Consider the following 22,072-nt stretch of genomic DNA (forward strand, 5'->3'; position numbering starts at 1 on the left):
TCAAAGTAGTTTTTTAATACCTGATGTTGCTCCACTTTTCAGAAAAAGTAGGCGCCAAAGTATTGAGAGCATCCACCACTTCTTTTACCGATACAGAAGGCCCGCCGCTAAAAACCTGCGAAACTTCATCGGCTTTTGCATCGAAAAAAGTTCGGACAACCAAAGAATTAGGCCTGCGGTCATTCATACGGTCGAGGTCTAAAATGGCTTTTGCAATGGCTTTTTTTCCCTCTGCAGGAGACATATGCATTCTGTCCAAACCATTACGGTGATAACCGTACATCGCCGACCTGTAGCCGGTATATGAATTAGACAACAGATCTGTAATTAAACGATATCTGGAAGAGTTTCCATCCATAGCTTTCCAGCCTGCACGACCACTTTGCTGGGCAGTGTTCACAATCTGGTTGGCAGTTTCAAAATACGGAGTTCCACCTTGCTCCTGGAAAGTATCTGCATCAAGACCTAGAATGGTGTATACATAAAATGTGACCACTGAGGTTAGATTTGAATTGAATTCACTTGCATTGAAACTGAACGGAGCATATTCTGAATACGTAAACCCGAACTGCTCATCTTTAAAATTGAATACCGGGCTGATCATGGTGGAACCAAATACCGGTCTGGATGATTGCACCTGGATAGTACCTGTAAAAGAATCGGCTTCGTAACTGGATATGTTGATGAACATGCTGCAATTAATGCGCTCATGCGGCAAAAACTGACGATTAGTCCATTTGGTCTGGTTAATGAATTCTGTAAGGGAGTTTTGAAGGGTTTTGAAAACCGTGACGTTAGTCCTACCTGTTTGCTCAGCGTTTACAACCACCTGGCAGTTCAACTCCTGTCCAAAACTTATACTTGTAATAAAAAGAAGACCCAGAAAAAAGAACAGCTTATTCATTCATCAATTCGATTAGTTCGTTTAAGATATCCCCGGCAACCTCCTTTTTGGATTTCAATCCAAAATCAGATCTTTTGCCATTCCTGTACAAGATACTAATCTTATTTGTTTCTGACTTAAAGCCTGCGCCTTTATCATTCAGGGAATTAAGCACGATAAAATCCAGGTTTTTACGATCCAGTTTCCCTAAAGCGTTCTCATGTTCATTTTCTGTCTCTAATGCAAAACCGACAAGCACCTGGTGTTTTTTTCTTTTTCCGAGGGAAGCCAGAACATCTGGAGTTCTTTCTAACTCCATATTTAGGTTCTCATCTGCCTTTTTGATCTTTTGACTGGCCAAGTGTTTCGGTCTATAGTCTGAAACAGCCGCAGCAGCTATGGCAGCATCCATCGAGTCAAAATGTTCGATCGCGGCCTCATACATCTCCTGGGCACTGTGAACCCGAATAAGCTGAATCCCTTCAATCGGATTCTGCAAATGAGTTGGCCCTGAGATAAGGGTCACCTCTGCTCCTGCCCTATATGCGGCAGCAGCCAGTTCATATCCCATTTTTCCGCTGGAATGATTCCCGATAAATCGCACGGGGTCAATTGCTTCATAAGTAGGACCTGCGGTAATTAATACCTTTTTACCTCTTAACGGAAGATTCGATAAAATATCGTTCTCAATAAACTCAACGATATCATCAGGTTCAGCCATTCTTCCTTCCCCGTATAATCCACTCGCAAGTTCTCCCGAAGTTGCCGGGATCATAATATTTCCGAAGGAAACAAGGGTCTCAAAACTCTTTTTTGTAGAAGGATGCCTGAACATATCCAGGTCCATGGCCGGTGCAAAATAAACCGGACATTTAGCGGAAAGATAGGTTGCTAAAAGAAAATTATCGCTGTTGCCGGTCGCCATCTTTGAAAGAGTATTGGCGGTGGCAGGAGCGATCAACATGAGATCTGCCCAAAGTCCAAGATCAACATGGTTGTTCCATAAACCGTTGTCATCTTCTTCCTGAGTAAAAGAAGAAATGACAGGATTTTTAGATAATGTGGAAAGTGTTAGCGGAGTTACAAACTCCCTGGCAGCAGGTGTTAGGATCACTTTTACCTCTGCCCCGGCCTTCACAAACAGCCGAACTAAAAAAGCTGTTTTATAAGCGGCAATACCAGCGGTAACACCAAGTAGTATTTTCTTGCCGCTTAATACAGACATATTTTATTCTTCGCTTTTAGTGTTGCGAGAGTAGATCTTATCTTCCAACCATTCCTGAACGGCTAAAGCGTGTGGCTTTGGCAATTTCTCATAGAACTTGGAAACTTCGATCTGTTCTTTGTTTTCAAAGATCTCATCAAGGCTGTCATTGTAAGTAGCAAATTCATCTAACTTCTCCAACAACTCCTTTTTAATTTCAGAGTTGATCTGAGTAGCCCTTTTTGAAATAATTGAGATCGCTTCGTAAATGTTGTTCGTAGGCGCATCAATTGAATTTTTATCCAAAGTAATGGTATTCACAGGCGCATCAGTCTTCTTTAAATCTATCATTGTTACTTCTCTTGATTATAAATTTTGTTCTGTTTCATTGATGTCGGCAAAGGAGGTTTGTGCTTCCTCCAAAAATTCACCTTCAGGATAATATCTTACATAATCCTGGTAAAAGTTACGAGCCGTCTTTAGACGTTCAGGCATTGCATAAGCATAACTGTTGATTGCATACTGGTATGCGGAATCAAACTTGTAATAAAATGCCTTTTCCCTAAATGGGGAGCCCGGATATTCTGAAATAAAATTATTGAAAGCGGTTATAGCCGATATATAGTTACGGGTATGGTGATATTGCTTCGCAATTTCATAAGCTTTCTTTTCCAACTTCACACGAAGCTCTGTAACCAATTCGTTAGCCTCATCCAGTTTTTCACTTTCAGGAAAACGGTTAATGAAACCTTGCAATTTTGCAATTGCTTTATGAGTTTCAGTCTGGTCAAGGTCATATCTCGGAGAAAGGAAGTAATAAGCTTTCGCACCTTTAAATGCTGCTTCTTCTAATTTCTCACTTTGCGGATAGGTTTCTACAAATCTCTCGAACTGGTAACCTGCCAGGTAATAATCCCCTAGTTCATAATATGTATCAGCATACAGGAAAACCAGTTTCTGACCCTGGGGTTTCCCCCTGTACTCAGGAACTATTTGTTCAAATAAACGAAGGGCTTTCTTGAATTTGCTCTTTTCATTTCCTTCTCCAGCCTTAGCTTCATTGTACAATTTCTCTGCGGTACTGTATTTCAAACCGGAGTCCTCACTTTTGAGAACCTTTTGATACTGGCCACAGGAAGATGCAACTATTACTACGCTTAATAAGAGGATAAATTTTTTCATTCTTTGTATTAACATCTGGCAAAAATACTCTTTTCTACCTTATTATAAAAACTTTAGTTCTCACAGGTTCCATAAGCAGTTTCAGCGCTTTTCCAGGAACCTTTATGTCTAAAAACACTTAGAAATTATCTACGAAAGAATTGATCTTTTCGGTCAATTCAGGGCTTGATTTCACTAATGGCAATCTTAGCGTATTTTCACAGATTCCTCGTTTAGCTAACATCGCTTTAATTCCAACCGGGTTACCTTCAGCAAAAATAAGATCTATAGAAGGAGCGATCTCATAATGAAGTTTATAAGCCTCATTGACCTCCCTATCCAAACCTAAATTCACCATTTTAGAGAACTCGGCAGGGAATCCTTGAGCGATCACCGAAATAACACCGTGACCACCAGCCAGGACCATAGGTAAAGTGATCATGTCATCTCCAGAGATCACTAAAAATCCTTCAGGCACCATATTGATCAGGTTCATTGCCTGCACCATGTCTCCTGCCGCTTCTTTGATCCCAATAATGTTCTTAAAGTCTTCAGCTAATCTTTTCACAGTTGACGGAAGCACATTTGAAGCAGTTCTCCCCGGCACATTATATAAGATCACCGGCTTTGAAGAAGCTTCCGCTACAGCTTTATAATGTTGATAGATTCCTTCCTGGGAAGGTTTGTTGTAATATGGAGATACTGACAAAACGGCTTCAAAATCTGATAGGTCCATACTTTTCAACTCTTCAACTACCTTGTTCGTACAATTTCCTCCTACTCCTAACACAAGTGGCAATCTTCCTTTATTTTCCTCGACCACGGTAGAAATCACCTGCTTCTTTTCTTCGGAAGTAAGGGTTGCACTTTCACCTGTAGTACCCAGAACTACCAGGTAATCAATTCCATTATCAATTTGAAAGCTAACCAACTTACGCAAAGCTTCAACATCTACTTTCAAATCGGCTGTAAAAGGAGTTACTAGCGCAACTCCGGTACCAACGAACTTATTCATTATGTGTATTTTTTATTATTCGTAAATATTTTTTCAATTCCATGAGAAATACCTCTACCTCATCAAAACCTGTATTAATGACAATATCAAATAAACCGGGATTCCCTTCATTATCAGCCCTCCCTACTTTTAGATCGGCATTTGTTGCCGACACCAAAAAAGTAGCCAGTTTATAATCGTTTTCGGTAAATGAGATCAGTACGTCCATGGGGCCCTTAGCAAAATTAACGACCTCTCCATTTTTTATCTTTCCCTTCCAGTTTAAATCCTTCCGAGAGAAGACCAGTCCCTGATACACGTCTTCTTTTTTTGTTTCCTCCCTACAGGTGAGAATTAAAAGATCTGTATCCCGTAAACCAAATTCATCTTTCAGCTGTAGAAAGCTCTCTTTTAAGTATTCGTCTTCAGAATCAAGAATTACACCAAATCGAGGAAACTTTTTCTCATCTCCTCCCAGGGAATTCTTTATAACGGATGCCATTCTTTGTTTGGCTACCCTAATTTTTAGGTTTGATAGCATATGGAGCAAAATTAGGTATTATAGGAATGCGAAAAGTAGCGATGTTCTAATAAATTTCCTACACTAAGTGGAGCAATCTGAGTTTTTTCTCTCGAGTTACGAAAAAGAGAAAAGCAAGCTTAAGTCCTGCAAATCGAATTAGAGACCCAACGATCTCCACACTAAGATCCGGAAAATAAAATACTTCCATATCCCTAAGCACATCAGAAAAGATAAAAGATATCGCCAGGCACATAAAGAAAACCGACTTACGTGAAAAGGAATTAAGATAATAGATCAAAGCGGTGATCGCCAGAATAAGAATATTTAAATAATACACTAAATAAAAAGAAAGCTCAAGACCGTCATTTAAGCTACGCTCTAATTCAAGTATGTGCAAAGACAACAAATAAGTGTACACAGCCACTACTATTACAAAGTAAAGCGTCATTAATTTACTGCCCCTTTCATATTCTGTGTGCCTTATGGCTTCTCTTACTAGAAATATATAGGCTGCAAGCCACAAACCAAGAATTATATAATTAAGAAACCACACGCCGTTGATTAATCCCAAGGTGTTAGCCGAAATTATACATACTAAAAAGGTGTAAAAATTAAGATTATTTAGAGGTAGTTCCTTGAAATAATATAAGATCAAAGGAACGATGAAAAATAACTCACTGCTGCTGGAAAGCCAGAAATTATCATTAAAAATACCAATGACATTTGCCAACATAGCAATTATAACCAGAAGGGCAAACAAGTATTTTTGTCTCATTTTCACCAAAAATTTTCGCAATATATAAATTTCAGCAGCAGAAAATTTAATTCCTTGCCCTCAAGTTATTAATGATTTAATAAACATTAGGTCCATAATTTTAAAAGTAGGGAGTTTGTAATGAGCGTCTTCTGTGTAGGGCATGTTGAATTAACGCATAATAAGCCATTACATGAAATAGAGGGTAAAAAATATTGACACTAATGTCTGACACCACATGCATTTTAAAAAAGAGTGAGATCTCAGAAACCAGTAAAGATGCAGAGGCCAGCATAAGCCATAATGAGGCATAGTGCGATTTTAGAAGATAACCGGTGAAGGTCACCCCTAATAACAGTATAAGCAAGAATTGATATAAGTAAGTAATGGTTTCATAATCGGGTAGGGCTTGTGGCACTAATCCTGAAACCGTAATGAACAGAAAAGCTAAAAACGTGTATAGAATAAGAAGAGAAATTCCTTCGACCACATGCATTTTTGATGTTTTGAAACCGGTTAATGCAAATACATAAATAATTAAAAGGCCAAGAAAAAATGATCCAATGATCAACCATGGAAAATGATCAAAACCGTAGATCAGAAAAATATCCCGAACATAAAAAAATACAAGTGCTGCAACCATAAATGGAAACCAGTTTCCTGATTTAAGGCGGTAATAGAAGATCAAAGTCGGGATCAGCAAATAGTTCGAAACTAAAGTTAGCCCGTCATAGCTGAAAATAGACCCTATAACGAACAGGATGGCAATGAGTAGAAAAATACCGTGAAGTTTCTTACTGTATTCCAATGGTTTTGATATATAAATAACTTAAAAACTTTGTGAAAAATATAACATTTTTTGGAATCATCCTCCTGAAAACCAAAAAATTAGGCTAATCCTGTTAAAATTCCACTTCCCGTAACCCCTAAAAATTAGCCAAAATACTTACATTACTTAGGTTTGATCTTTGGAAATCTTCATCGATTTAGAATTATTTAATAGCTTTATATAAGCCTGCCTCCCTTCAAAATTTGAGCTTAAAAAAATTTTGAAAACTAGCTAAACCGTTTTAAGAAGTACACAAACTTAAACTAACCAAGATGAGGCATTTATGTCTGATAGTGAATAATTACACTTTAGTCAGATTATATATACTTTTATTCCTTAAAATAACATTCTTGCCTATTTTGGGGTATTCCCAGGTCGACCATCCCGAACCTCAACTTAAAGTAGGTGTTTATCAAAATCCACCAAAGATCTTTATCAATGAAGTAGGAGAACCGGACGGAATTTTTATTGAAATCCTGGAATTAATCGCTCAAAAAGAAGACATTTCGATCACCTATCAGTCAGGGGAATGGGAAGAACTCATAGAAGCACTTAGCGGGGGCACTATTGATCTTCTCCCGGATGTTGCTTATTCGCAAGAACGAGATTCACTTTTCCAATTGAATTCTGTTCCTGTAATGAGCTCCTGGTTGGAAGCCTACGCCCTTAAGGACACGAATGTGCAATCTATATTTGACCTGGAAAACAAACGCCTGGGGGTGTTAAAAGGCTCTGTTCAGGAAGACTTTCTTCAACAATCCTTTAAAAACAATCTGAAGTTTAAATTTGACATCTTAACTTTTGAAGACTATCCAGAATCTGTAAAAGCGCTTGAAAACAAACAAATCGACCTTTTGATCGCTTCCAGGTTTTTCTTATTCTCTGAACACATTAACGGAAACATTATTTCCACAGGTATAATATTCAGGCCCTCAGAACTTCATTTTGCCTTTTCAAGATCTACCGACCCTGCTTTGGTAAGTAAATTTGACAGGCACCTTTCAAAACTAAAAAACAACACCGGATCCAAATATTATAAGATACTGCGTTACTGGTTCGATCCTCCTGGAAAATCTTTTGTTCCAAAATTCATCCTTTGGTCATTTGTTGTGCTTTTACTTGCCTTGCTCATAATCACGATATATTTCATTCTTCTGCGCTATCAGATTAAAATTAAGACGAAGGCCTTATGGAAGAAGAACCGACAGTTAACCCTGGCAAAAGAGAAAGCAGAGGAAAGCGAACGACTCAAAACCATTTTTCTTCAAAACATGTCACATGAGATCAGGACTCCCATGAATGGGATCATTGGCTTCCTTGAGCTTTTAAAGGAACCCGACCTGGATTCTGATGAGAGAAAAAAATATATAGAGATCGTAATAAAAAGCGGGCAACGACTATTGACTACCATCAACAATATTATCGAGATCTCAAAAATAGATTCTGACCAGATAAGCGTAAAATTGACCCCTATCAATGCGCCGGAAACCATGGATTTCTTTTATCAATTTTTCAAACCTAAGGCACGTGAGAAGGATATCGAATTGATCATGAACCATAATTTACCCACAGATAAGGCAATATTTATGGCTGATAAATTCATTTTTGACAATATTCTTACCAACCTATTAAATAATGCCATCAAATTCACTGATAATGGATATGTTGAATTCGGAAACTACTTTGAAAATGATAAACTTATTTTTTATGTAAAGGATTCGGGTGTTGGAGTCCCGGAAGAGCGGCAGCAAGCCATTTTTGAACGCTTCGTACAGGCAAACCTGAATATTACCAGGCCCCATGAAGGATCAGGGCTTGGTCTTTCAATTGTAAAGGCCTACGTAAAGGCTTTAAATGGGAAGATATGGCTGGAATCTGAATTAAATAAAGGCTCCACATTTTATTTTTCTATTCCTTACATAAAGCCGGTTCCCAATGAGGAGGAAGAGAAGCCCAAAAATAATTCCCGGGTCTTAAACAAAAAGTTATGCATAGTGGTGGCTGAAGATGACAACATCAGTTACCTGTTCATCAATCAAATCCTCAAAAGACCTGAAATACAGGTTATTAGAGCAAAAACAGGTCAGGAATGTGTTGACATCCTACAGAAAAAATCTGGAATTGATCTGGTCTTAATGGACATAAAAATGCCTGTAATGAACGGTATCGAAGCGACCAGTGCCATTCGGGAATTCAATAAAACGGTGCCTATCATCATTCAAACGGCCTATACTTCTTCACGAGATAAAGATGAAGCTATGGAAGCAGGAGGTACTGACTATATAACCAAACCAATCGATAAGAACCGACTTTTACAACTGATTCGGAAATATACCTAACGAACAGAGCATACTAAAGTCCTACCCTTTTTCAACAATATTTTCTAAATAAGTTGTTTGAAGTGGTTTTGATAAGAACCCTTTTAAAAACGGATAATCAAAATGCTTCATATCCCCATTATCAAGTGCTGAAGTTAAAATATAAACAGAGAATTTATCTTTTATTTTAGGATCAAGGGTGTTGAAATACTCTAAAAACTCCCAACCTGTCATTGTTGGCATGTTTAAATCTAAAAACATAATCGGCTTATTTCCTTCCGAAAATCCTTTTAAGCTTTCCAGTGCTAATTCCGGATTTGTGAACACCCGTATTTCTGCCTGCTCATCAAATTTTTTAATTGTAAACTCACAAATAAGGTTGTTCGTAACGTCATCATCCACCAATATATAATGCTTCTTCATACTCTGTCTCCGTTTTACTATTATTAAAGCTTACTATAAATTCTGCACCCTTATTTATTTCACTTAAAACCGAGATTTCCCCTCCCATCATTTCAACCTGAGTTTTCACCATAAAAAGTCCCATTCCTTTACCTTCAACGTGATGGTGAAAACGTTTATATAATCTGAAAAGCTGGTCCTTTTTATTTTCGAGATCAATTCCCAAACCATTGTCTTTGAAAGACAGATACAGCTTTTCATTTTCGCTCCAGGATCTAATTTCAATTTTAGGATTTTGATCCGGTTTGCGGTACTTTATACTATTAAATATCAGATTATAAAAAACACTGTGTAAATATCCTTTAATAGAATGCCACTGCGGAACTTCAGAAAAATCAGTAACCACTTCCACCTTCTCTTTAATAATTAGGTGATTAATACTCTCGGTTACACTGTTCACTAATTCCTGGAACTTAACGGCCTCTTTCTTTTCACTGATCTCTGTCTTACTTTTTAGTATACTGTTGAGATCTGCAATAATATTATCAAGACGATCAATATTTTCAAAGAGTTCTGTTAGAAATCGCTGCCTTAGCTCTTCCGGATGATCTTTTTGAAGATAAAGCCCCTTCAAACCTAATAGGTTTGCAACCGGAGCCCTAAGGTTATGTGAAACAATAAATGAGTATTGTTCCAGACCTTTATTGGCATTGATCAACTCTACTGTATATTTTTCAAGACTGGAGTTGAGTTCCCTTAATTTTATCTCAGACTTTTTCTGTTCAGTAATGTCACTTGAAATTACTAAAAACCCATTCAGTTCTCCTTTAGAATTATACACAGGCGTTTCTGTTACATAAGCTGGGAATTCTTTACCGTCTTTTCTTATTGCATTAACTTCGCCCACCCAGTTTTTCCCGGTTTTTAGAACATCTCTAATGTTACTGCATAGTTCTTTGAGCTTCCCAGAAGTGGAAAAATCCAGAATATTCCTTCCTAAAGCTTCTTCTTTTGTCCAGCCGTAAATCCTGGTAGCCGTTTGGTTCCAGTAATTCACAAATCCACAGGTATCGGTCGCATAAACAGCCTGACCAATTCTATCCAAAAGATCGGCCTGGAAGTTTCTTTCCTCTGTAACCTGGCTCTTTTCAGAAAGGTCTCTTATGATCAATGAGGTTCTGTTCCGGCTTTTGGCATCAACATATACCGAGGAGGTAAGTTCAGCAGGAAAGAAAGTGCCATCCTTACGTTTCATAGTGATTTCAGCTTTCACCCTTCCAGTCCGTTTGCGCTCATTAATTGCTTCCATTACTCGGGGATCATTTAAATCAACAATTCCAAATCTCCCTACTTCACAGATTTCCTTCTCTGTCATTTGAAGCATCGAACAAGCAGCAGGATTAGCAGCCAGAATAGTACCATCGGTCACGGTTACAAGTACACCGTCCATGCTATTCATGAAAAAAGAACGATATTTTTCCTCACTTTCAATAATAGCTTCCTCTGCCAGTTTATACTCGGTAATATCACGAAGATTGATGGCGATCCCATGAATATCACTTATATGTAATAAATTGGTTAATGTCACCTCAAGGCAAATTAACTCGCCGGTTTTCTTATGGGCGCAAACTTCGATACTTGGACCTGTTACTCCCGGTAATTCCAGGACGACCGTCATTGCTTCCTGTACCTTTTCCTTTTCCTCTGAAGCCAACAGCTCATAAAGGTCAAGATTTAAAACTTCTTCCCTTGAATAACCAAGGATCGTCGTAATTGCCGGGGAAACATAAGAATGCGTCCCATCTGGAGTTAATATAAGGGTAGCATCTGAACTATTCTCAACCAGGGTCTTAAACTTCCTTTCGTCATGACTCAGGTATTTTTTGATAAGGAAGGGAAGTTTACCCGGCCTGTCTCGAAAGATATAACTCCTTATTCCCCTGTTGAGTAAATTAATAGCGCCTTTTTCGGCCTCCTCGTCAATAATTAAGATAAGCGGTATTGAATCATCTATCTTTTTAAATTGAATTAGGATCTCGTCAATATTAATTTTACTGGAAGTAATATTATAATCCATTAAGATTACCTGAGGCTCAAATAGCCGAACGGTGGCTACCATTGCTTGTTCAGATTCAACAGATTGTGTTTTTATTAAATATTCTTTACCCGAAAGCAGCTTCCTTAGATCTACACCCTCTGATTTGCCACCTGTAAAATATAAAATTTCGTTAAATTCTTTCCTCATTGCCTCTACATAAAACCTCTATTACACTCAAAAAACCCTCACGACTTTCACCCGAAAAATAGATAAAACGACTCATTTAATCGATAAAGCACACAAAATCAAGTGGTAAATATACTTGAAATCCTGAATTAAAAAATTAATTCAGGATAAAAATCACAAGCAATATTTATTTTAAAGAAATGTTAAAATTAAAACAAGGATTCCTTTTAGCTCCGGAAGATTATTTATCAATGATCTTTAGGAAAGTTTGAGAACAAAGGGAAATTTCCAACTTACTATTTCAGCATTCTAAGAAAATCTTCCTCACTAATGATCGGAATTCCCAGATTTTCTGCCTTCGCGTGTTTGCTTGGCCCCATATTTTCACCAGCAATTACATAACTGGTTTTTGAGGAAATAGATCCCGAAACTTTACCGGCATTATCTTCGATCATTTTCTTAAGGTCATTTCTGGGCATAGAGAAAACCCCTGATACTACAAAGGTTTGTCCTTTCAGTTTAACTGTTTGATTGGCTAATTTTTCTGCAGAGATAGCTAACTGAAGGCCATAGCCTTTAAGACGTTCGACGTTCTTTACATTTTCTTCCGAAGAAAAGAACTCCACCACACTCTCAGCAATTCGCTCCCCTATTTCATCGATCTTCTCGAGCTCCTCTTTAGATGCCTTTTCCAGCGCTTCAATATTCTTAAAGTGGTTTGCCAGTTTCTTGGCGACAGTTTCTCCCACATATCTTATTCCCAAAGCGAACAAAACTCTTTCAAAAGGAATATTCTTTGAATTCTCAATTCCCTGGATCAGGTTGTCAGCCGATTTTTCAGCCATTCGTTCCAAAGGAAGAATCTGTTCCTTTTTCAGCTCATAAAGATCAGCGTAGTTTCCTATTAAACCTTCATTTACCAGTAGAGCGACTGTTTCTCCTCCCAGGCCTTCAACATCCATTGCCTTCCGGGAAATAAAATGCTGAATACGCCCAATTACCTGTGGCGGGCAACCGTTAAAGTTGGGGCAATAATGTTGAGCCTCCCCTTCATTCCGAATAAGTTCTGTTCCACATTCAGGACATTCTGTGATATATTCGGTGGGCTTGGAGTTTGGATCACGCTGTTTGAAGTTCACCCCAATAATTTTTGGAATGATCTCCCCGCCTTTTTCCACATAAACCTCATCGCCCTCTCTCACATCCAGTTTCTGGATCTGGTCAGCATTATGGAGAGAAGCCCGTTTCACTACGGTTCCACCAAGTTGTACAGGTTCTAAATTGGCTACAGGAGTGATCGCTCCCGTCCTACCGACCTGGTAAGTGATTTTATTCAAGTGAGTTGTAACCTGTTCTGCCTGGAATTTATAAGCCATGGCCCATCTTGGCGATTTAGCCGTGTGACCCAATTCTTCCTGTTGGTGCAGGTCATTTACTTTCACCACTACCCCATCGGTCTCATACGGCAGGTCGTGACGATGAACATCCCAGTAATTGATATATTTTAATACTTCGGAAAGGTCTTTTGCCAGAATAGCTTCATCAGGAACTTTAAATCCCCAGGATCTTGCTTTTTCCAGGCTTTCATACTGAGTCTTCAGACCAAGTTTGTGACCTTTTAGCCCGTACAATAAACAATCAAGCGGTCTTTTTGCAACTTCAGAGCTATCCTGAAGCTTCAGGCTTCCCGAAGCAGTATTCCGTGGATTCGCATAAGGTTCTTCCCCCGCTTCCACCCGGGCCGCATTCAAATGGGCAAACCCTTCATAAGGAAGGACGATCTCTCCCCCGATTTCAAATTTTTCGGGGTAATCCCCTTTTAATTTTAAAGGAACCGAGCGAATGGTACGCACATTATTAGTTACATCATCTCCTTTGAAACCATCACCCCTGGTAACAGCCTGTTTGAATTCACCTTTAACATAGGTCAAACTTATGGATGCCCCGTCATATTTTAGCTCACAGGTGTAATTTACCTCGCCATCAACTTGCTTCCTGATTCTTTTTTCCCAGTTCTCAAGATCCTCTTTCGAGTATGAATTGTCAAGTGAATACATTCTGTGTTCATGTGTCACGGTCGCAAAATTCTTGGTAACCGCACCTCCAACCCGTAATGTGGGCGAGTTATCATCATGAAATTCGGGATGAGCCTCTTCGAGTTTTTGAAGTTCTTTTAATTTTTGGTCAAAATCATAATCAGAAATTTCAGGCTTATCCAATACGTAATACAAATGATTATGATGGTGTAGCTCCTCGCGAAGTGCCTTTATTTTTTCCCCTGTGTTCATGTAAGTTCTAATCTATCGTTTTTAAATACCGCTCCAAAAGAAGCCTGAGCGATGGTAAATTTTATCTCAAATGGAGAGGCATATGCCTTATCTCCGGTTGGGATCCAGTCCTTAATATTTTTATTGATGATAATGAACAAACCTTCATCATCACCGGTGGCGCAAAACCGTTCGTAATCGCCTGTGAATTTCTCCAGTCCGAAATTTGAATTCAAAAACTGGAATTCATCTTCCACATTTTCAGTAGCAAGCCCTATTTCACTGACTCCTAAAAAGCTTTCTTCGGAAAAATTTTCAGGCCCTTCAGAAAAAAGGTCAGTCCGTGAGATCAACTCCACTATATTCCTGTCAGCGTCATAAAAATAGACCGACCTTGCCTTCCAGTTGGGAAAGTCAATTATCTTATCTTCCCCGTCTTTCAATATCCCAACTCGTTCCTCTAACCAGGCCAAAGCTTTCTCTTCCTGTTTCGGTGGAATGTGAATAGCATAGTGGTATGGAGTAGCATTTTCGACCTGCTCAAATTCTATCCCTGTATAACCTATACTTACCTGGAAGGAGTTTTCATGAAAATTTTTAACAGGCAGGCCTAATACCTCCTTATAAAAGTGTAATTGCTCCTGAAGGTTTGGAGTATATAATTTCAGAAAATCTATTTTCATGACTTTTCCCCTTTAAGCATACGATCGACCCCGAAAATATCCTTTTTTAATTGGGTTTGAAAATTTTTATTTTTCAAGACCTCTTCCGTTTCCTTTCCAAGATATTGGTTGATCTCAAAATAAACGGAACCATTTTCCTTCAATGAATTCTCTGCCAACTCACTTATCTTTTGGTAAAAGATCAAAGGATCATGATCTTTCACGTATAAGGCTGATTCCGGTTCAAAATCCAGCACATTACGGTGCATAGCTTCTTTTTCAAGGTCCCGCACATAAGGTGGATTGGATACTATAATATCATACTTAACCGGCAAGGAAGCGGCACTTAAAATGTCCTTTTGAAGGAATTCTATTTCAACTCCATTCATTTGGGCATTCCCTTGGGCTGTTTTTAACGCCTCTTCTGAAATATCAATGGCTGAAACTTTAGAATTCGGAAGGTTTTTTGCCAGGGAAACCGCGATACAACCACTACCCGTGCCTATATCCAGAATGTTCAGGGTCTTTTTCCCTGTTTTTTCAATATCATCCAGGATCCATTGAACCAATTCTTCGGTTTCAGGCCTGGGGATCAAAACGGCAGGATTCACTTTAAAGGTCAGGCCGAAGAATTCAGTTTGCCCGGTAATATATTGTATTGGCTCGTGCTTCTTTAAGCGTTCCAGAGCTTTTTCCAATTGCTGAAGTTCAGTTTCAGTCAGACTTTTATTCGGTTCTAAGGCCACCTGCAGGCGGCTCATCTTTAAAAAAGCTTCCGTGAGAATATTAAAAAAAGAACTGACCTCCTCTTTTGGGTACTCCTTTTGAAGTACGTCTATAAATTGATTTTTAAGATCCTTCAGCAGCATATTTTAAAGAGCCTCTAGTTCATTAAGATCTTTGATCATCCACATAGTGCAACTATAATGTCCGGTATTACCCAACGGACCTTCCAGAGAGCGAAAACCGGTGCGAGCATATAGTTTTCTGGCATTTTCCATGTAAGGAAGAGTTTCCAGGTAACATTGCTCATAACCCAAGTTCCGGGCGTGATCAAGACAGATCTTCATCATTTCAGCCCCGGCACCTTTACCCCGGGCTTCCGGCAAGAAGTACATTTTTTGAAGTTCACATATCCTGTCGTCTCCACCTTCCAAAGGAGCGATCCCGGCGCAACCGGTGATCTTATCACCTTCGACCAGGACAAAATAATCCATTCTATCCTTATTGTATGCCTCGAACATGTCATCTAGAGATGCATCTTCATAAGCAGTCCCAACTTTGGGAACTCCCATTTCAATCAAAACACTCTGAATGACTGTTTTTACCTGCTGATTATCTTCAGGTTGAATTTTTCGGATGGTATATGTATTCATTGCTTTTTCAGTAATTTTTCAATCCCCGATAGGCTTTGCGGGTGCCCGTAAAAGTACTATTTACACTCCTACCCTCCAATAAGATTTTCGTTCATTCTTCCTGCTTCAAAATCTGAAATATTCTGCAAGGTAACCTTAGCTATCTGTGTCATGGCTTCTTCAGTAAAAAACCCCTGATGGGCAGTGATCAGCACATTAGGAAAACTCATCAATCGGGCTATAAGATCATCTGAAACGATCTGCTCAGAAAGGTCTCTAAAAAAGAGGCTTTCTTCCTGCTCATAAACGTCGATTCCCAAATAACCCAGTTTTTGACTTTTCAAAGCTCTAATCGCTTCTTTTGTGTCGATCACGGCTCCCCTTGAAGTATTTATAAGCATCACTCCTTTTTTCATCATAGAAAATGCCTCTTTATTTATGAGGTGATGCGTTTCTGGAGTTAATGGACAATGAAGGGATATGATATCTGAGATTTTCAAAAGTTCTTCCAAAGAGATGTATTTCACCCCCTTTTCCTTTAATCCCGAAGATTCTTCAATATCATGAGCAATCACTTCACAACCCAGGCCTAACATGATATCAGCGAAAACACTCCCAATCATTCCTGTTCCAATCACTCCCACCACTTTCTTATGCAGGTTGAAACCCAAAAGATGATCTAGTGAGAAATTATTTTCCCTGATCCTGTTAAATGCCTTATGCGTTTTCCTGTTCAAAGTGAGGATCAGGGCAAGAGCGTGCTCAGCAATAGAATTCGGCGAGTAGGCCGGCACCCTGTATACTTTCATATTTTTTTCCGCGGAGGTTTTCAGGTCCACATTGTTGAATCCTGCGCACCTTAGAACGATCACCTCCACTCCAGAATAATGCAAGATTTCGATGGTTTCGGGATCTACCTTATCATTTACAAATACGCACACTCCTTTGAAACCATTTGCTAATGAAGCAGTGTGACGATTTAACGGAACCTCAAAAAAACTAAGATCATGCTTGAATTTTGCATTTAGCTTTTCTAAAAATTCCCGGTCATAGCTTTTTGTACTGAATACCGCTACCTTCATTTAATCAAAATTTAATCTCTAAAAACAATTTTAGGAGCCCGAAGCATCAACACCTTAAATTACTTAAAAACAACTACTAATTAAATTTAGGGTGACAAAAATATTTAGTTTCATGTTCATAAATCCATTCATCCAAAAGTTGAAATAACGAAGGGTCTAAATTCTATGTTATAAATACTATTTTTGTCACATGAAGATCCACGAAAGATACATAGATCGATGCATTCAGCTGGCTCAAAACGGGAGAGGACGCACCTTCCCCAATCCTATGGTTGGCAGTGTTATCGTGTATAACGACCGGATCATTGGTGAAGGCTGGCACAGGAAAGCCGGAGAACCTCATGCCGAAGTAAATGCCGTAAATGCGGTAAAAGACAAAGAGCTTCTCAAAAAAGCCACGATCTATGTTAGCCTGGAACCCTGCAGCCACTATGGCAAGACTCCTCCTTGCAGCAATTTGATCATTGACAGCGGTATTAAAAAAGTGGTGATTGGCACGGTTGATCCTTTTTCTGAAGTTGCCGGAAAAGGAATTAAAAAACTTTTTGATGCGGGTTGTGAAGTGATCGTAGGAGTTCGGGAAGAAGCCTGCCGGGAACTGAACAAGCGGTTTTTCACCTTTCACACCAAAAAAAGACCTTATATAATTCTAAAATGGGCCGAAACCAGGGATGGATTTTTGAGCCCCGGGAACCTGGACACCACAGAAAGGGAACCTGTCTGGATCTCTAACCGATATTCCAAACAACTGGTTCATAAATGGAGGTCTGAAGAGCAGGCAATCATGGTAGGAACAACAACTGCAGTTGTTGACAACCCCAAACTCAATACCCGCCTGTGGCATGGAAATCACCCGGTGAGAGTTGTTTTAGACAGACAATTAAGAATTCCCGCGGAGTCCTATATTTTTGATGACAGTATCAAAACCCTGGTTTTTACAGAAAAAGATACTTCAGAAAGAGATTCCGAAAATGTCATTTTTGAGAAACTTAATTTCAATGCTCCTCTGCCAAAGCAGGTGTGTGAAATTTTATACAAGTACGAGATCCAATCTGTGATCATTGAAGGCGGACGTCAAACTCTGGAAAGTTTTTTAGATGAAGGTTATTGGGACGAGGCAAGAGTTTTTACCGGAAATACTGAATTTGGAAAAGGGATTACTGCCCCCAGTATTGCGGGCACACTAATTTCTGAAGAACACATCGCTTCAGATCTATTAAAGATTTACAAGAATGATTAAAACGATAATTTTCGATTTTGGGGACGTTTTTCTGGACCTGGATAAGGCGGCTACAAAACGAGAACTGGAAAGGCACGCTATCTCTGATTTTTCTGAAGAAATACTTCAGAAGAACCGCGAATATGAAATGGGTTTGCTTTCTTCGGAAGAATTTATTGGAACTTACCGCTCTAATTATCCGCAGTTGACTTCCGAAGCATTCACCAAATCATGGAATGCCATTCTCCTGAAGTTTCCTGAGCACAGATTGAGCTTTTTAAAGGAACTGCAAAAAGAAGGAAAGTACAAGCTTATTTTGCTCAGTAACACGAACGACATTCATATTGACTGGGTGAAAGAGAACATTGATTTTTTCGAAGATTTCAAAAACTGCTTTGATGCCTTTTATCTCTCTCAAGAGATCAATCTTCGCAAACCGGAACACTCTATTTATGAATTCGTTCTCAAACAACATGGTCTTAAACCTGAGGAGACGCTTTTTATAGACGATACTCCTGAAAACACTAAAGCAGCTGCCGAATTGAACATTCACACCTGGAATATAGATCCCGCTACCGAAGATGTAGTTGATCTATTCACTATTAAAAAGGAATTATTTTGATCTTTCTCCTCCTAAGCGTTCTTTCATCAAGTGTGATCTTTGTGATCTTTAAACTCTATGACCGGTTTAAGGTCAACACCCTACAAGCTATCATTTTCAACTATTTTTTCGCATTTGGAGCGGGAATGCTCGTTGACGACCAGCCTTTCAACCTGGAACGCATACCTACTGAATCTTGGTTTTTGGGTACGTTCATACTTGGGTTCATGTTCATCGCAGTTTTTTACCTGGCTGCGATTACTACGCAACGTAGTGGACTTTCGGTAGTTTCAGTGGCCACAAAAATGTCGGTTGCCATCCCGGTTCTCTTCGGAATCTTTTTATACAATGAAAGCACCGGTTTCATTAAAATTATCGGAATCATTTTCGCGTTGTTCGCCGTATACCTCACATCCATCAAGAAAAAGGAAGGGATCACAATTCGGAAACGCAACCTGATCTTTCCACTTTTGGTCTTCTTTGGAAGTGGGATCATCGACACCACCTTAAAGTATCTTGAGACAACTTATGTTGCCGAGCAAGACGTAGCACGATTTACTTCTACTATATTCGGAATTGCGGGTTGTATTGGAATTACAATTTTGCTCATCCAAAAAATCAAAGGTTCTTTAGATCTAAACTTTAAAAACCTGCTGGGAGGGATCGCTTTAGGAATTCCCAATTTTGGTTCCATTTATTTCCTGGTACTCGCCTTAAGAACCGGCGGAGTGGAAAGTTCGACCATATTCCCTTTGAATAACGTGGCAATTGTTATGGTATCCACCTTCCTGGGAATTCTGCTTTTCAAGGAAAGAATGCTTCCAAAGAACTGGATAGGAATAGGCTTCGCAGTCATTAGTATAATTTTGATCGCAACTGCAGAGCAATGGATGAAATAAAGGATACATATAAGACCATTACAAAAGCTTCAGAAGAAGTCCTTTTCAAAGACAAGAACAGCAAATTCTTTGGATACGCTTTTCCTGTCAACAATGAAGATCAGATCAAAGATCACCTTGAAGACCTGAAGAAAAAACATCATGCGGCCCGGCACTGGTGTTATGCCTGGCAACTGGGAAAAGAAGATTTTCGGTACAGGGCAAATGATGATGGTGAACCTTCTAATTCTGCGGGTATGCCAATCTACGGACAGATCCAGTCATTTGAGGTTACCAATGTCCTTATAGTAGTGGTTCGTTATTTTGGCGGAGTTAAATTAGGTGTAGGCGGATTGATCAATGCTTATAAAACTGCGGCCCAAATGGCACTTGAAGCGTCAAATATTGTAACCCGCACGATTGATCTGAAGTTTGAGATCGCATTTGATTACCCTGAAATGAACAAAGTAATGCGCGTCATCAAGGAGAACAACCTGAATGTCATTGACCAGATCCTGGAATTAGATTGTAAGATCATTATTTCTGTTCGAAAAAAGGAAGCGGAAAGGATCTTTGAAAAATTTGACGCGACCTATAAAGTTAAAATAACCGAACTGGAAGATTAACTTTTAGGAAGTAATAAAAAGAGGGGGTTTTCCGTTTCTTTTAAAAGCCCAATTTATCGAGAACATATTGCGGACATTTTATGGGTTTATTCTTTTCCATGTCCATAAAAACAAGAGTGGTTTCCGCTTCCGTTAATAATTCCCCATTTTGGTTAAATATTTTATAACGAAATTCTATCCGAACACCGGGTTTTTTAAGAAGAGTGGTCTCAATTTTAAGCTCGTCATCAAATTTTGCAGATTTTTTAAAAATTAATTTTAGCTCATAAACCGGAAGCATCACCCCCTGTTCTTCCATCTTTTTATAAGAGACTCCTATCGCCTGAAGCCAGTCAATACGGGCAATCTCAAGATATTGCGCATAATTCCCGTGATAGACCACTCCCATTTGGTCGGTCTCTGCATATCTAACTTTAACATACGAATTATGGCTTTTCATCATTTTTTTGTGGGATTATTTAAATCGGTTTTGTACTTTCATCACAGGAACACAGTATGCTAAAATTTTTGTTAATTTTCAAGAGGCAAACCGTTTTTTTTTCAGATAATTTGTTCACATATTTGTTGCTCTAATAAACCCGGGAGAAAGAAAATTTTCTCTTTTTCTTATGGAAGTCACTACTAACAACCGAATTAAAAATTTAGAATCAGGAATGTCAGAAACTGCCCAATCAGTTTGGAACAGCTGTCTAGCTTTCATTAAAGATAATATTACCCCCCAGGCATACAAGACCTGGTTTGAACCCATTCAGGCTGTTAAACTTACTGAAAAAGCATTAAGCATTCAGGTCCCTTCTAAATTTTTCTACGAGTGGTTAGAGGAGCACTATGTCAAATTACTAAAGGTCTCCTTAAACCGGGTTTTAGGCGACCAGGCAAAGTTAGTGTATGTTATCAAAATGGAGAACACATACGGTAACAAACAACCGTTCACCGAAAAGATCCCGAGCACTAACAGGTCTAATATGTCTTCTCAAGAAGTAGATGTACCTATTAAGAATAAGAATCCGGAACTTAAAAATCCGTTTATCATACCGGGTATTCGAAATGTAAAGATCGAGTCCCAGCTAAACCCAAGCTACAACTTTGATAATTTCCTGGAAGGAGATTCCAACAGGCTGGCAAGATCAGCCGGATTAGCGGTAGCGAATAAACCGGGAGAAACCTCCTTTAACCCACTGCTCATTTTCGGGGGAGTTGGTTTAGGAAAAACCCACCTGGCTCACTCCATTGGAATTGAAATAAAAGACAAATACCCTGAAAAGACCGTTCTTTATATTTCCGCGGAAAAATTCACGCAGCAGTATATAGAGTCCGTAAAAAAGAATAACCGGAATGATTTCATTCATTTCTACCAGATCATTGATGTATTGATCGTGGATGATATTCAATTACTTTCCGGAAAAGCCGGAACTCAGGATGTATTCTTCCATATTTTCAATCACCTGCACCAAAACAGAAAACAAGTAATCCTTACTTCAGATAAGGCTCCTGTAGATATGCAGGATATTGAACAAAGATTGTTATCCCGTTTCAAATGGGGTCTTTCCGCGGAATTACAGCACCCTGATACAGATACAAGGATTTCGATCATCAAGAATAAATTGTACCGCGACGGGGTTGATATGCCGGAAGAGATCATTGAATTTCTGGCCAATAATATTAAAACCAATATTCGTGAGCTGGAAGGAGCCATTATTTCATTGATCGCGCACTCGTCTTTCAATAAAAAGGATATTACACTTGATCTTGCCAAGAAGATCGTTGACAATTACGTTAAGAACACCAAACGCGAAGTATCTATTGATTATATTCAAAAGATCGTTAGTGAATACTTCCAGATGGATGTTGAAACCTTACAGTCTAAAACCCGAAAAAGACACATTGTTCAGGCAAGACAGCTTGCGATGTTCTTCGCGAAGAAATTCACGAAAGCTTCTTTGGCAAGTATAGGTTCACAAATTGGAAAACGAGATCACGCGACGGTACTGCATGCCTGCAAGACGGTTGACAACCTTGCCACTACAGATAAGCAATTCAATAAATTTGTAGAGGATATCAACAAGAAACTTACTCTCTAAAAAGAACTT

Annotated in this window: 22 protein-coding genes; 6 read left to right on the plus strand and 16 right to left on the minus strand. The window is 39.0% G+C overall.

What is annotated here, in order from left to right; translation table 11 throughout:
* Positions 1-13: 13 nt before the first annotated feature.
* From porD to ACFQ1G_RS04020, 8 genes are all read right to left on the minus strand, one after another.
* Positions 14-904, minus strand: coding sequence for a type IX secretion system protein PorD (gene porD / locus ACFQ1G_RS03985; protein WP_380736979.1), 891 nt, complete (start codon positions 902-904; stop codon positions 14-16).
* Positions 897-2,108, minus strand: coding sequence for a bifunctional phosphopantothenoylcysteine decarboxylase/phosphopantothenate--cysteine ligase CoaBC (coaBC, locus tag ACFQ1G_RS03990; protein ID WP_380736980.1), 1,212 nt, complete (start codon positions 2,106-2,108; stop codon positions 897-899). The genes porD and coaBC overlap by 8 nt, the downstream gene beginning before the upstream one ends.
* Before the next feature lie 3 nt (positions 2,109-2,111).
* A complete protein-coding gene (locus ACFQ1G_RS03995) occupies positions 2,112-2,438 on the minus strand; it encodes a DNA-directed RNA polymerase subunit omega (RefSeq protein ID WP_380736981.1) in 327 nt (108 codons plus the stop codon).
* Between the two features lie 15 nt (positions 2,439-2,453).
* Positions 2,454-3,269 (minus strand): outer membrane protein assembly factor BamD, encoded by an 816-nt coding sequence (locus ACFQ1G_RS04000; RefSeq protein WP_380736982.1) that lies wholly within the window; start codon positions 3,267-3,269, stop codon positions 2,454-2,456.
* A gap of 118 nt (positions 3,270-3,387) precedes the next feature.
* Entirely contained in the window at positions 3,388-4,263 is an 876-nt protein-coding gene (gene dapA, locus ACFQ1G_RS04005) for a 4-hydroxy-tetrahydrodipicolinate synthase (RefSeq protein ID WP_380736983.1), read from the minus strand.
* Positions 4,256-4,744 (minus strand): DUF6913 domain-containing protein, encoded by a 489-nt coding sequence (locus ACFQ1G_RS04010; protein ID WP_380736984.1) that lies wholly within the window; start codon positions 4,742-4,744, stop codon positions 4,256-4,258. The genes dapA and ACFQ1G_RS04010 overlap by 8 nt, the downstream gene beginning before the upstream one ends.
* 97 nt (positions 4,745-4,841) lie before the next feature.
* A complete protein-coding gene (locus tag ACFQ1G_RS04015; RefSeq protein WP_380736985.1) occupies positions 4,842-5,540 on the minus strand; it encodes a hypothetical protein in 699 nt (232 codons plus the stop codon).
* Between the two features lie 100 nt (positions 5,541-5,640).
* A complete protein-coding gene (locus tag ACFQ1G_RS04020) occupies positions 5,641-6,327 on the minus strand; it encodes a hypothetical protein (RefSeq protein ID WP_380736986.1) in 687 nt (228 codons plus the stop codon).
* A 371-nt stretch (positions 6,328-6,698) separates the two neighbouring features.
* Here ACFQ1G_RS04020 and ACFQ1G_RS04025 point away from each other — a divergent pair, with 371 nt between their 5' ends.
* Positions 6,699-8,687, plus strand: coding sequence for a hybrid sensor histidine kinase/response regulator (locus ACFQ1G_RS04025; protein ID WP_380736987.1), 1,989 nt, complete (start codon positions 6,699-6,701; stop codon positions 8,685-8,687).
* Between the two features lie 21 nt (positions 8,688-8,708).
* On the opposite strand, the gene ACFQ1G_RS04030 is transcribed toward ACFQ1G_RS04025, so the two are convergent.
* From ACFQ1G_RS04030 to ACFQ1G_RS04060, 7 genes are all read right to left on the minus strand, one after another.
* Positions 8,709-9,089 (minus strand): response regulator, encoded by a 381-nt coding sequence (locus tag ACFQ1G_RS04030; protein WP_380736988.1) that lies wholly within the window; start codon positions 9,087-9,089, stop codon positions 8,709-8,711.
* Positions 9,061-11,313 carry a PAS domain-containing sensor histidine kinase gene (locus ACFQ1G_RS04035; RefSeq protein ID WP_380736989.1) on the minus strand — a complete coding sequence of 751 codons (2,253 nt, stop codon included), beginning with the start codon at positions 11,311-11,313 and terminating at the stop codon, positions 9,061-9,063. The genes ACFQ1G_RS04030 and ACFQ1G_RS04035 overlap by 29 nt, the downstream gene beginning before the upstream one ends.
* A 275-nt stretch (positions 11,314-11,588) precedes the next feature.
* Entirely contained in the window at positions 11,589-13,580 is a 1,992-nt protein-coding gene (ligA, locus tag ACFQ1G_RS04040) for an NAD-dependent DNA ligase LigA (RefSeq protein WP_380736990.1), read from the minus strand.
* Positions 13,577-14,242 (minus strand): VOC family protein, encoded by a 666-nt coding sequence (locus tag ACFQ1G_RS04045; RefSeq protein WP_380736991.1) that lies wholly within the window; start codon positions 14,240-14,242, stop codon positions 13,577-13,579. Before ACFQ1G_RS04045 ends, ligA begins: the two co-directional genes overlap by 4 nt.
* The gene (gene prmC / locus ACFQ1G_RS04050; RefSeq protein ID WP_380736992.1) at positions 14,239-15,090 is read right to left on the minus strand and encodes a peptide chain release factor N(5)-glutamine methyltransferase; all 852 of its coding nucleotides are present in this window, start codon (positions 15,088-15,090) and stop codon (positions 14,239-14,241) included. Before prmC ends, ACFQ1G_RS04045 begins: the two co-directional genes overlap by 4 nt.
* A gap of 3 nt (positions 15,091-15,093) precedes the next feature.
* Positions 15,094-15,597 carry a GNAT family N-acetyltransferase gene (locus ACFQ1G_RS04055; RefSeq protein WP_380736993.1) on the minus strand — a complete coding sequence of 168 codons (504 nt, stop codon included), beginning with the start codon at positions 15,595-15,597 and terminating at the stop codon, positions 15,094-15,096.
* A gap of 68 nt (positions 15,598-15,665) precedes the next feature.
* Positions 15,666-16,658, minus strand: coding sequence for a 2-hydroxyacid dehydrogenase (locus ACFQ1G_RS04060; RefSeq protein ID WP_380736994.1), 993 nt, complete (start codon positions 16,656-16,658; stop codon positions 15,666-15,668).
* Positions 16,659-16,848: 190 nt separating this feature from the next.
* On the opposite strand from ACFQ1G_RS04060, the gene ribD reads away from it, so the two are divergent.
* Genes ribD through ACFQ1G_RS04080 form a run of 4 tightly spaced genes read left to right on the plus strand, consistent with a single transcriptional unit; the run spans position 16,849 to position 19,982 of the window.
* Positions 16,849-17,898: a bifunctional diaminohydroxyphosphoribosylaminopyrimidine deaminase/5-amino-6-(5-phosphoribosylamino)uracil reductase RibD gene (gene ribD, locus ACFQ1G_RS04065; protein ID WP_380736995.1), complete on the plus strand. Its 1,050-nt coding sequence runs from the start codon at positions 16,849-16,851 to the stop codon at positions 17,896-17,898.
* Positions 17,891-18,499: an HAD family hydrolase gene (locus tag ACFQ1G_RS04070; protein ID WP_380736996.1), complete on the plus strand. Its 609-nt coding sequence runs from the start codon at positions 17,891-17,893 to the stop codon at positions 18,497-18,499. The genes ribD and ACFQ1G_RS04070 overlap by 8 nt, the downstream gene beginning before the upstream one ends.
* The gene (locus ACFQ1G_RS04075; RefSeq protein WP_380736997.1) at positions 18,496-19,377 is read left to right on the plus strand and encodes an EamA family transporter; all 882 of its coding nucleotides are present in this window, start codon (positions 18,496-18,498) and stop codon (positions 19,375-19,377) included. Before ACFQ1G_RS04070 ends, ACFQ1G_RS04075 begins: the two co-directional genes overlap by 4 nt.
* Complete coding sequence (locus ACFQ1G_RS04080) at positions 19,365-19,982, plus strand: IMPACT family protein (protein WP_380736998.1); 618 nt, start codon at positions 19,365-19,367, stop codon at positions 19,980-19,982. Before ACFQ1G_RS04075 ends, ACFQ1G_RS04080 begins: the two co-directional genes overlap by 13 nt.
* 40 nt (positions 19,983-20,022) lie before the next feature.
* Here the strand turns inward: ACFQ1G_RS04080 and ACFQ1G_RS04085 are convergent, their stop codons facing one another.
* The gene (locus ACFQ1G_RS04085; protein ID WP_380738449.1) at positions 20,023-20,421 is read right to left on the minus strand and encodes an acyl-CoA thioesterase; all 399 of its coding nucleotides are present in this window, start codon (positions 20,419-20,421) and stop codon (positions 20,023-20,025) included.
* 214 nt (positions 20,422-20,635) lie between these two features.
* Between ACFQ1G_RS04085 and dnaA the strand changes: the two genes are divergently transcribed.
* Complete coding sequence (gene dnaA / locus ACFQ1G_RS04090; RefSeq protein ID WP_380738451.1) at positions 20,636-22,063, plus strand: chromosomal replication initiator protein DnaA; 1,428 nt, start codon at positions 20,636-20,638, stop codon at positions 22,061-22,063.
* Positions 22,064-22,072: the final 9 nt, after the last annotated feature.

This window comes from Salinimicrobium gaetbulicola, assembly GCF_042676025.1.
Lineage (GTDB): Bacteria > Bacteroidota > Bacteroidia > Flavobacteriales > Flavobacteriaceae > Salinimicrobium > Salinimicrobium gaetbulicola.

Coding starts and splice junctions, on each gene's coding strand:
- ACFQ1G_RS04055 (WP_380736993.1), bottom strand. CDS start 15,597: ATGAATACATATACCATCCGAAAAATTCAACCTGAAGATAATCAGCAG.
- porD (WP_380736979.1), bottom strand. CDS start 904: ATGAATAAGCTGTTCTTTTTTCTGGGTCTTCTTTTTATTACAAGTATA.
- ACFQ1G_RS04080 (WP_380736998.1), top strand. CDS start 19,365: ATGGATGAAATAAAGGATACATATAAGACCATTACAAAAGCTTCAGAA.
- ACFQ1G_RS04015 (WP_380736985.1), bottom strand. CDS start 5,540: ATGAGACAAAAATACTTGTTTGCCCTTCTGGTTATAATTGCTATGTTG.
- ligA (WP_380736990.1), bottom strand. CDS start 13,580: ATGAACACAGGGGAAAAAATAAAGGCACTTCGCGAGGAGCTACACCAT.
- ACFQ1G_RS04010 (WP_380736984.1), bottom strand. CDS start 4,744: ATGGCATCCGTTATAAAGAATTCCCTGGGAGGAGATGAGAAAAAGTTT.
- ACFQ1G_RS03995 (WP_380736981.1), bottom strand. CDS start 2,438: ATGATAGATTTAAAGAAGACTGATGCGCCTGTGAATACCATTACTTTG.
- ACFQ1G_RS04085 (WP_380738449.1), bottom strand. CDS start 20,421: ATGAAAAGCCATAATTCGTATGTTAAAGTTAGATATGCAGAGACCGAC.
- ACFQ1G_RS04030 (WP_380736988.1), bottom strand. CDS start 9,089: ATGAAGAAGCATTATATATTGGTGGATGATGACGTTACGAACAACCTT.
- ACFQ1G_RS04045 (WP_380736991.1), bottom strand. CDS start 14,242: ATGAAAATAGATTTTCTGAAATTATATACTCCAAACCTTCAGGAGCAA.
- dapA (WP_380736983.1), bottom strand. CDS start 4,263: ATGAATAAGTTCGTTGGTACCGGAGTTGCGCTAGTAACTCCTTTTACA.
- ribD (WP_380736995.1), top strand. CDS start 16,849: ATGAAGATCCACGAAAGATACATAGATCGATGCATTCAGCTGGCTCAA.
- ACFQ1G_RS04000 (WP_380736982.1), bottom strand. CDS start 3,269: ATGAAAAAATTTATCCTCTTATTAAGCGTAGTAATAGTTGCATCTTCC.
- ACFQ1G_RS04035 (WP_380736989.1), bottom strand. CDS start 11,313: ATGAGGAAAGAATTTAACGAAATTTTATATTTTACAGGTGGCAAATCA.
- coaBC (WP_380736980.1), bottom strand. CDS start 2,108: ATGTCTGTATTAAGCGGCAAGAAAATACTACTTGGTGTTACCGCTGGT.
- dnaA (WP_380738451.1), top strand. CDS start 20,636: ATGTCAGAAACTGCCCAATCAGTTTGGAACAGCTGTCTAGCTTTCATT.
- prmC (WP_380736992.1), bottom strand. CDS start 15,090: ATGCTGCTGAAGGATCTTAAAAATCAATTTATAGACGTACTTCAAAAG.
- ACFQ1G_RS04070 (WP_380736996.1), top strand. CDS start 17,891: ATGATTAAAACGATAATTTTCGATTTTGGGGACGTTTTTCTGGACCTG.
- ACFQ1G_RS04060 (WP_380736994.1), bottom strand. CDS start 16,658: ATGAAGGTAGCGGTATTCAGTACAAAAAGCTATGACCGGGAATTTTTA.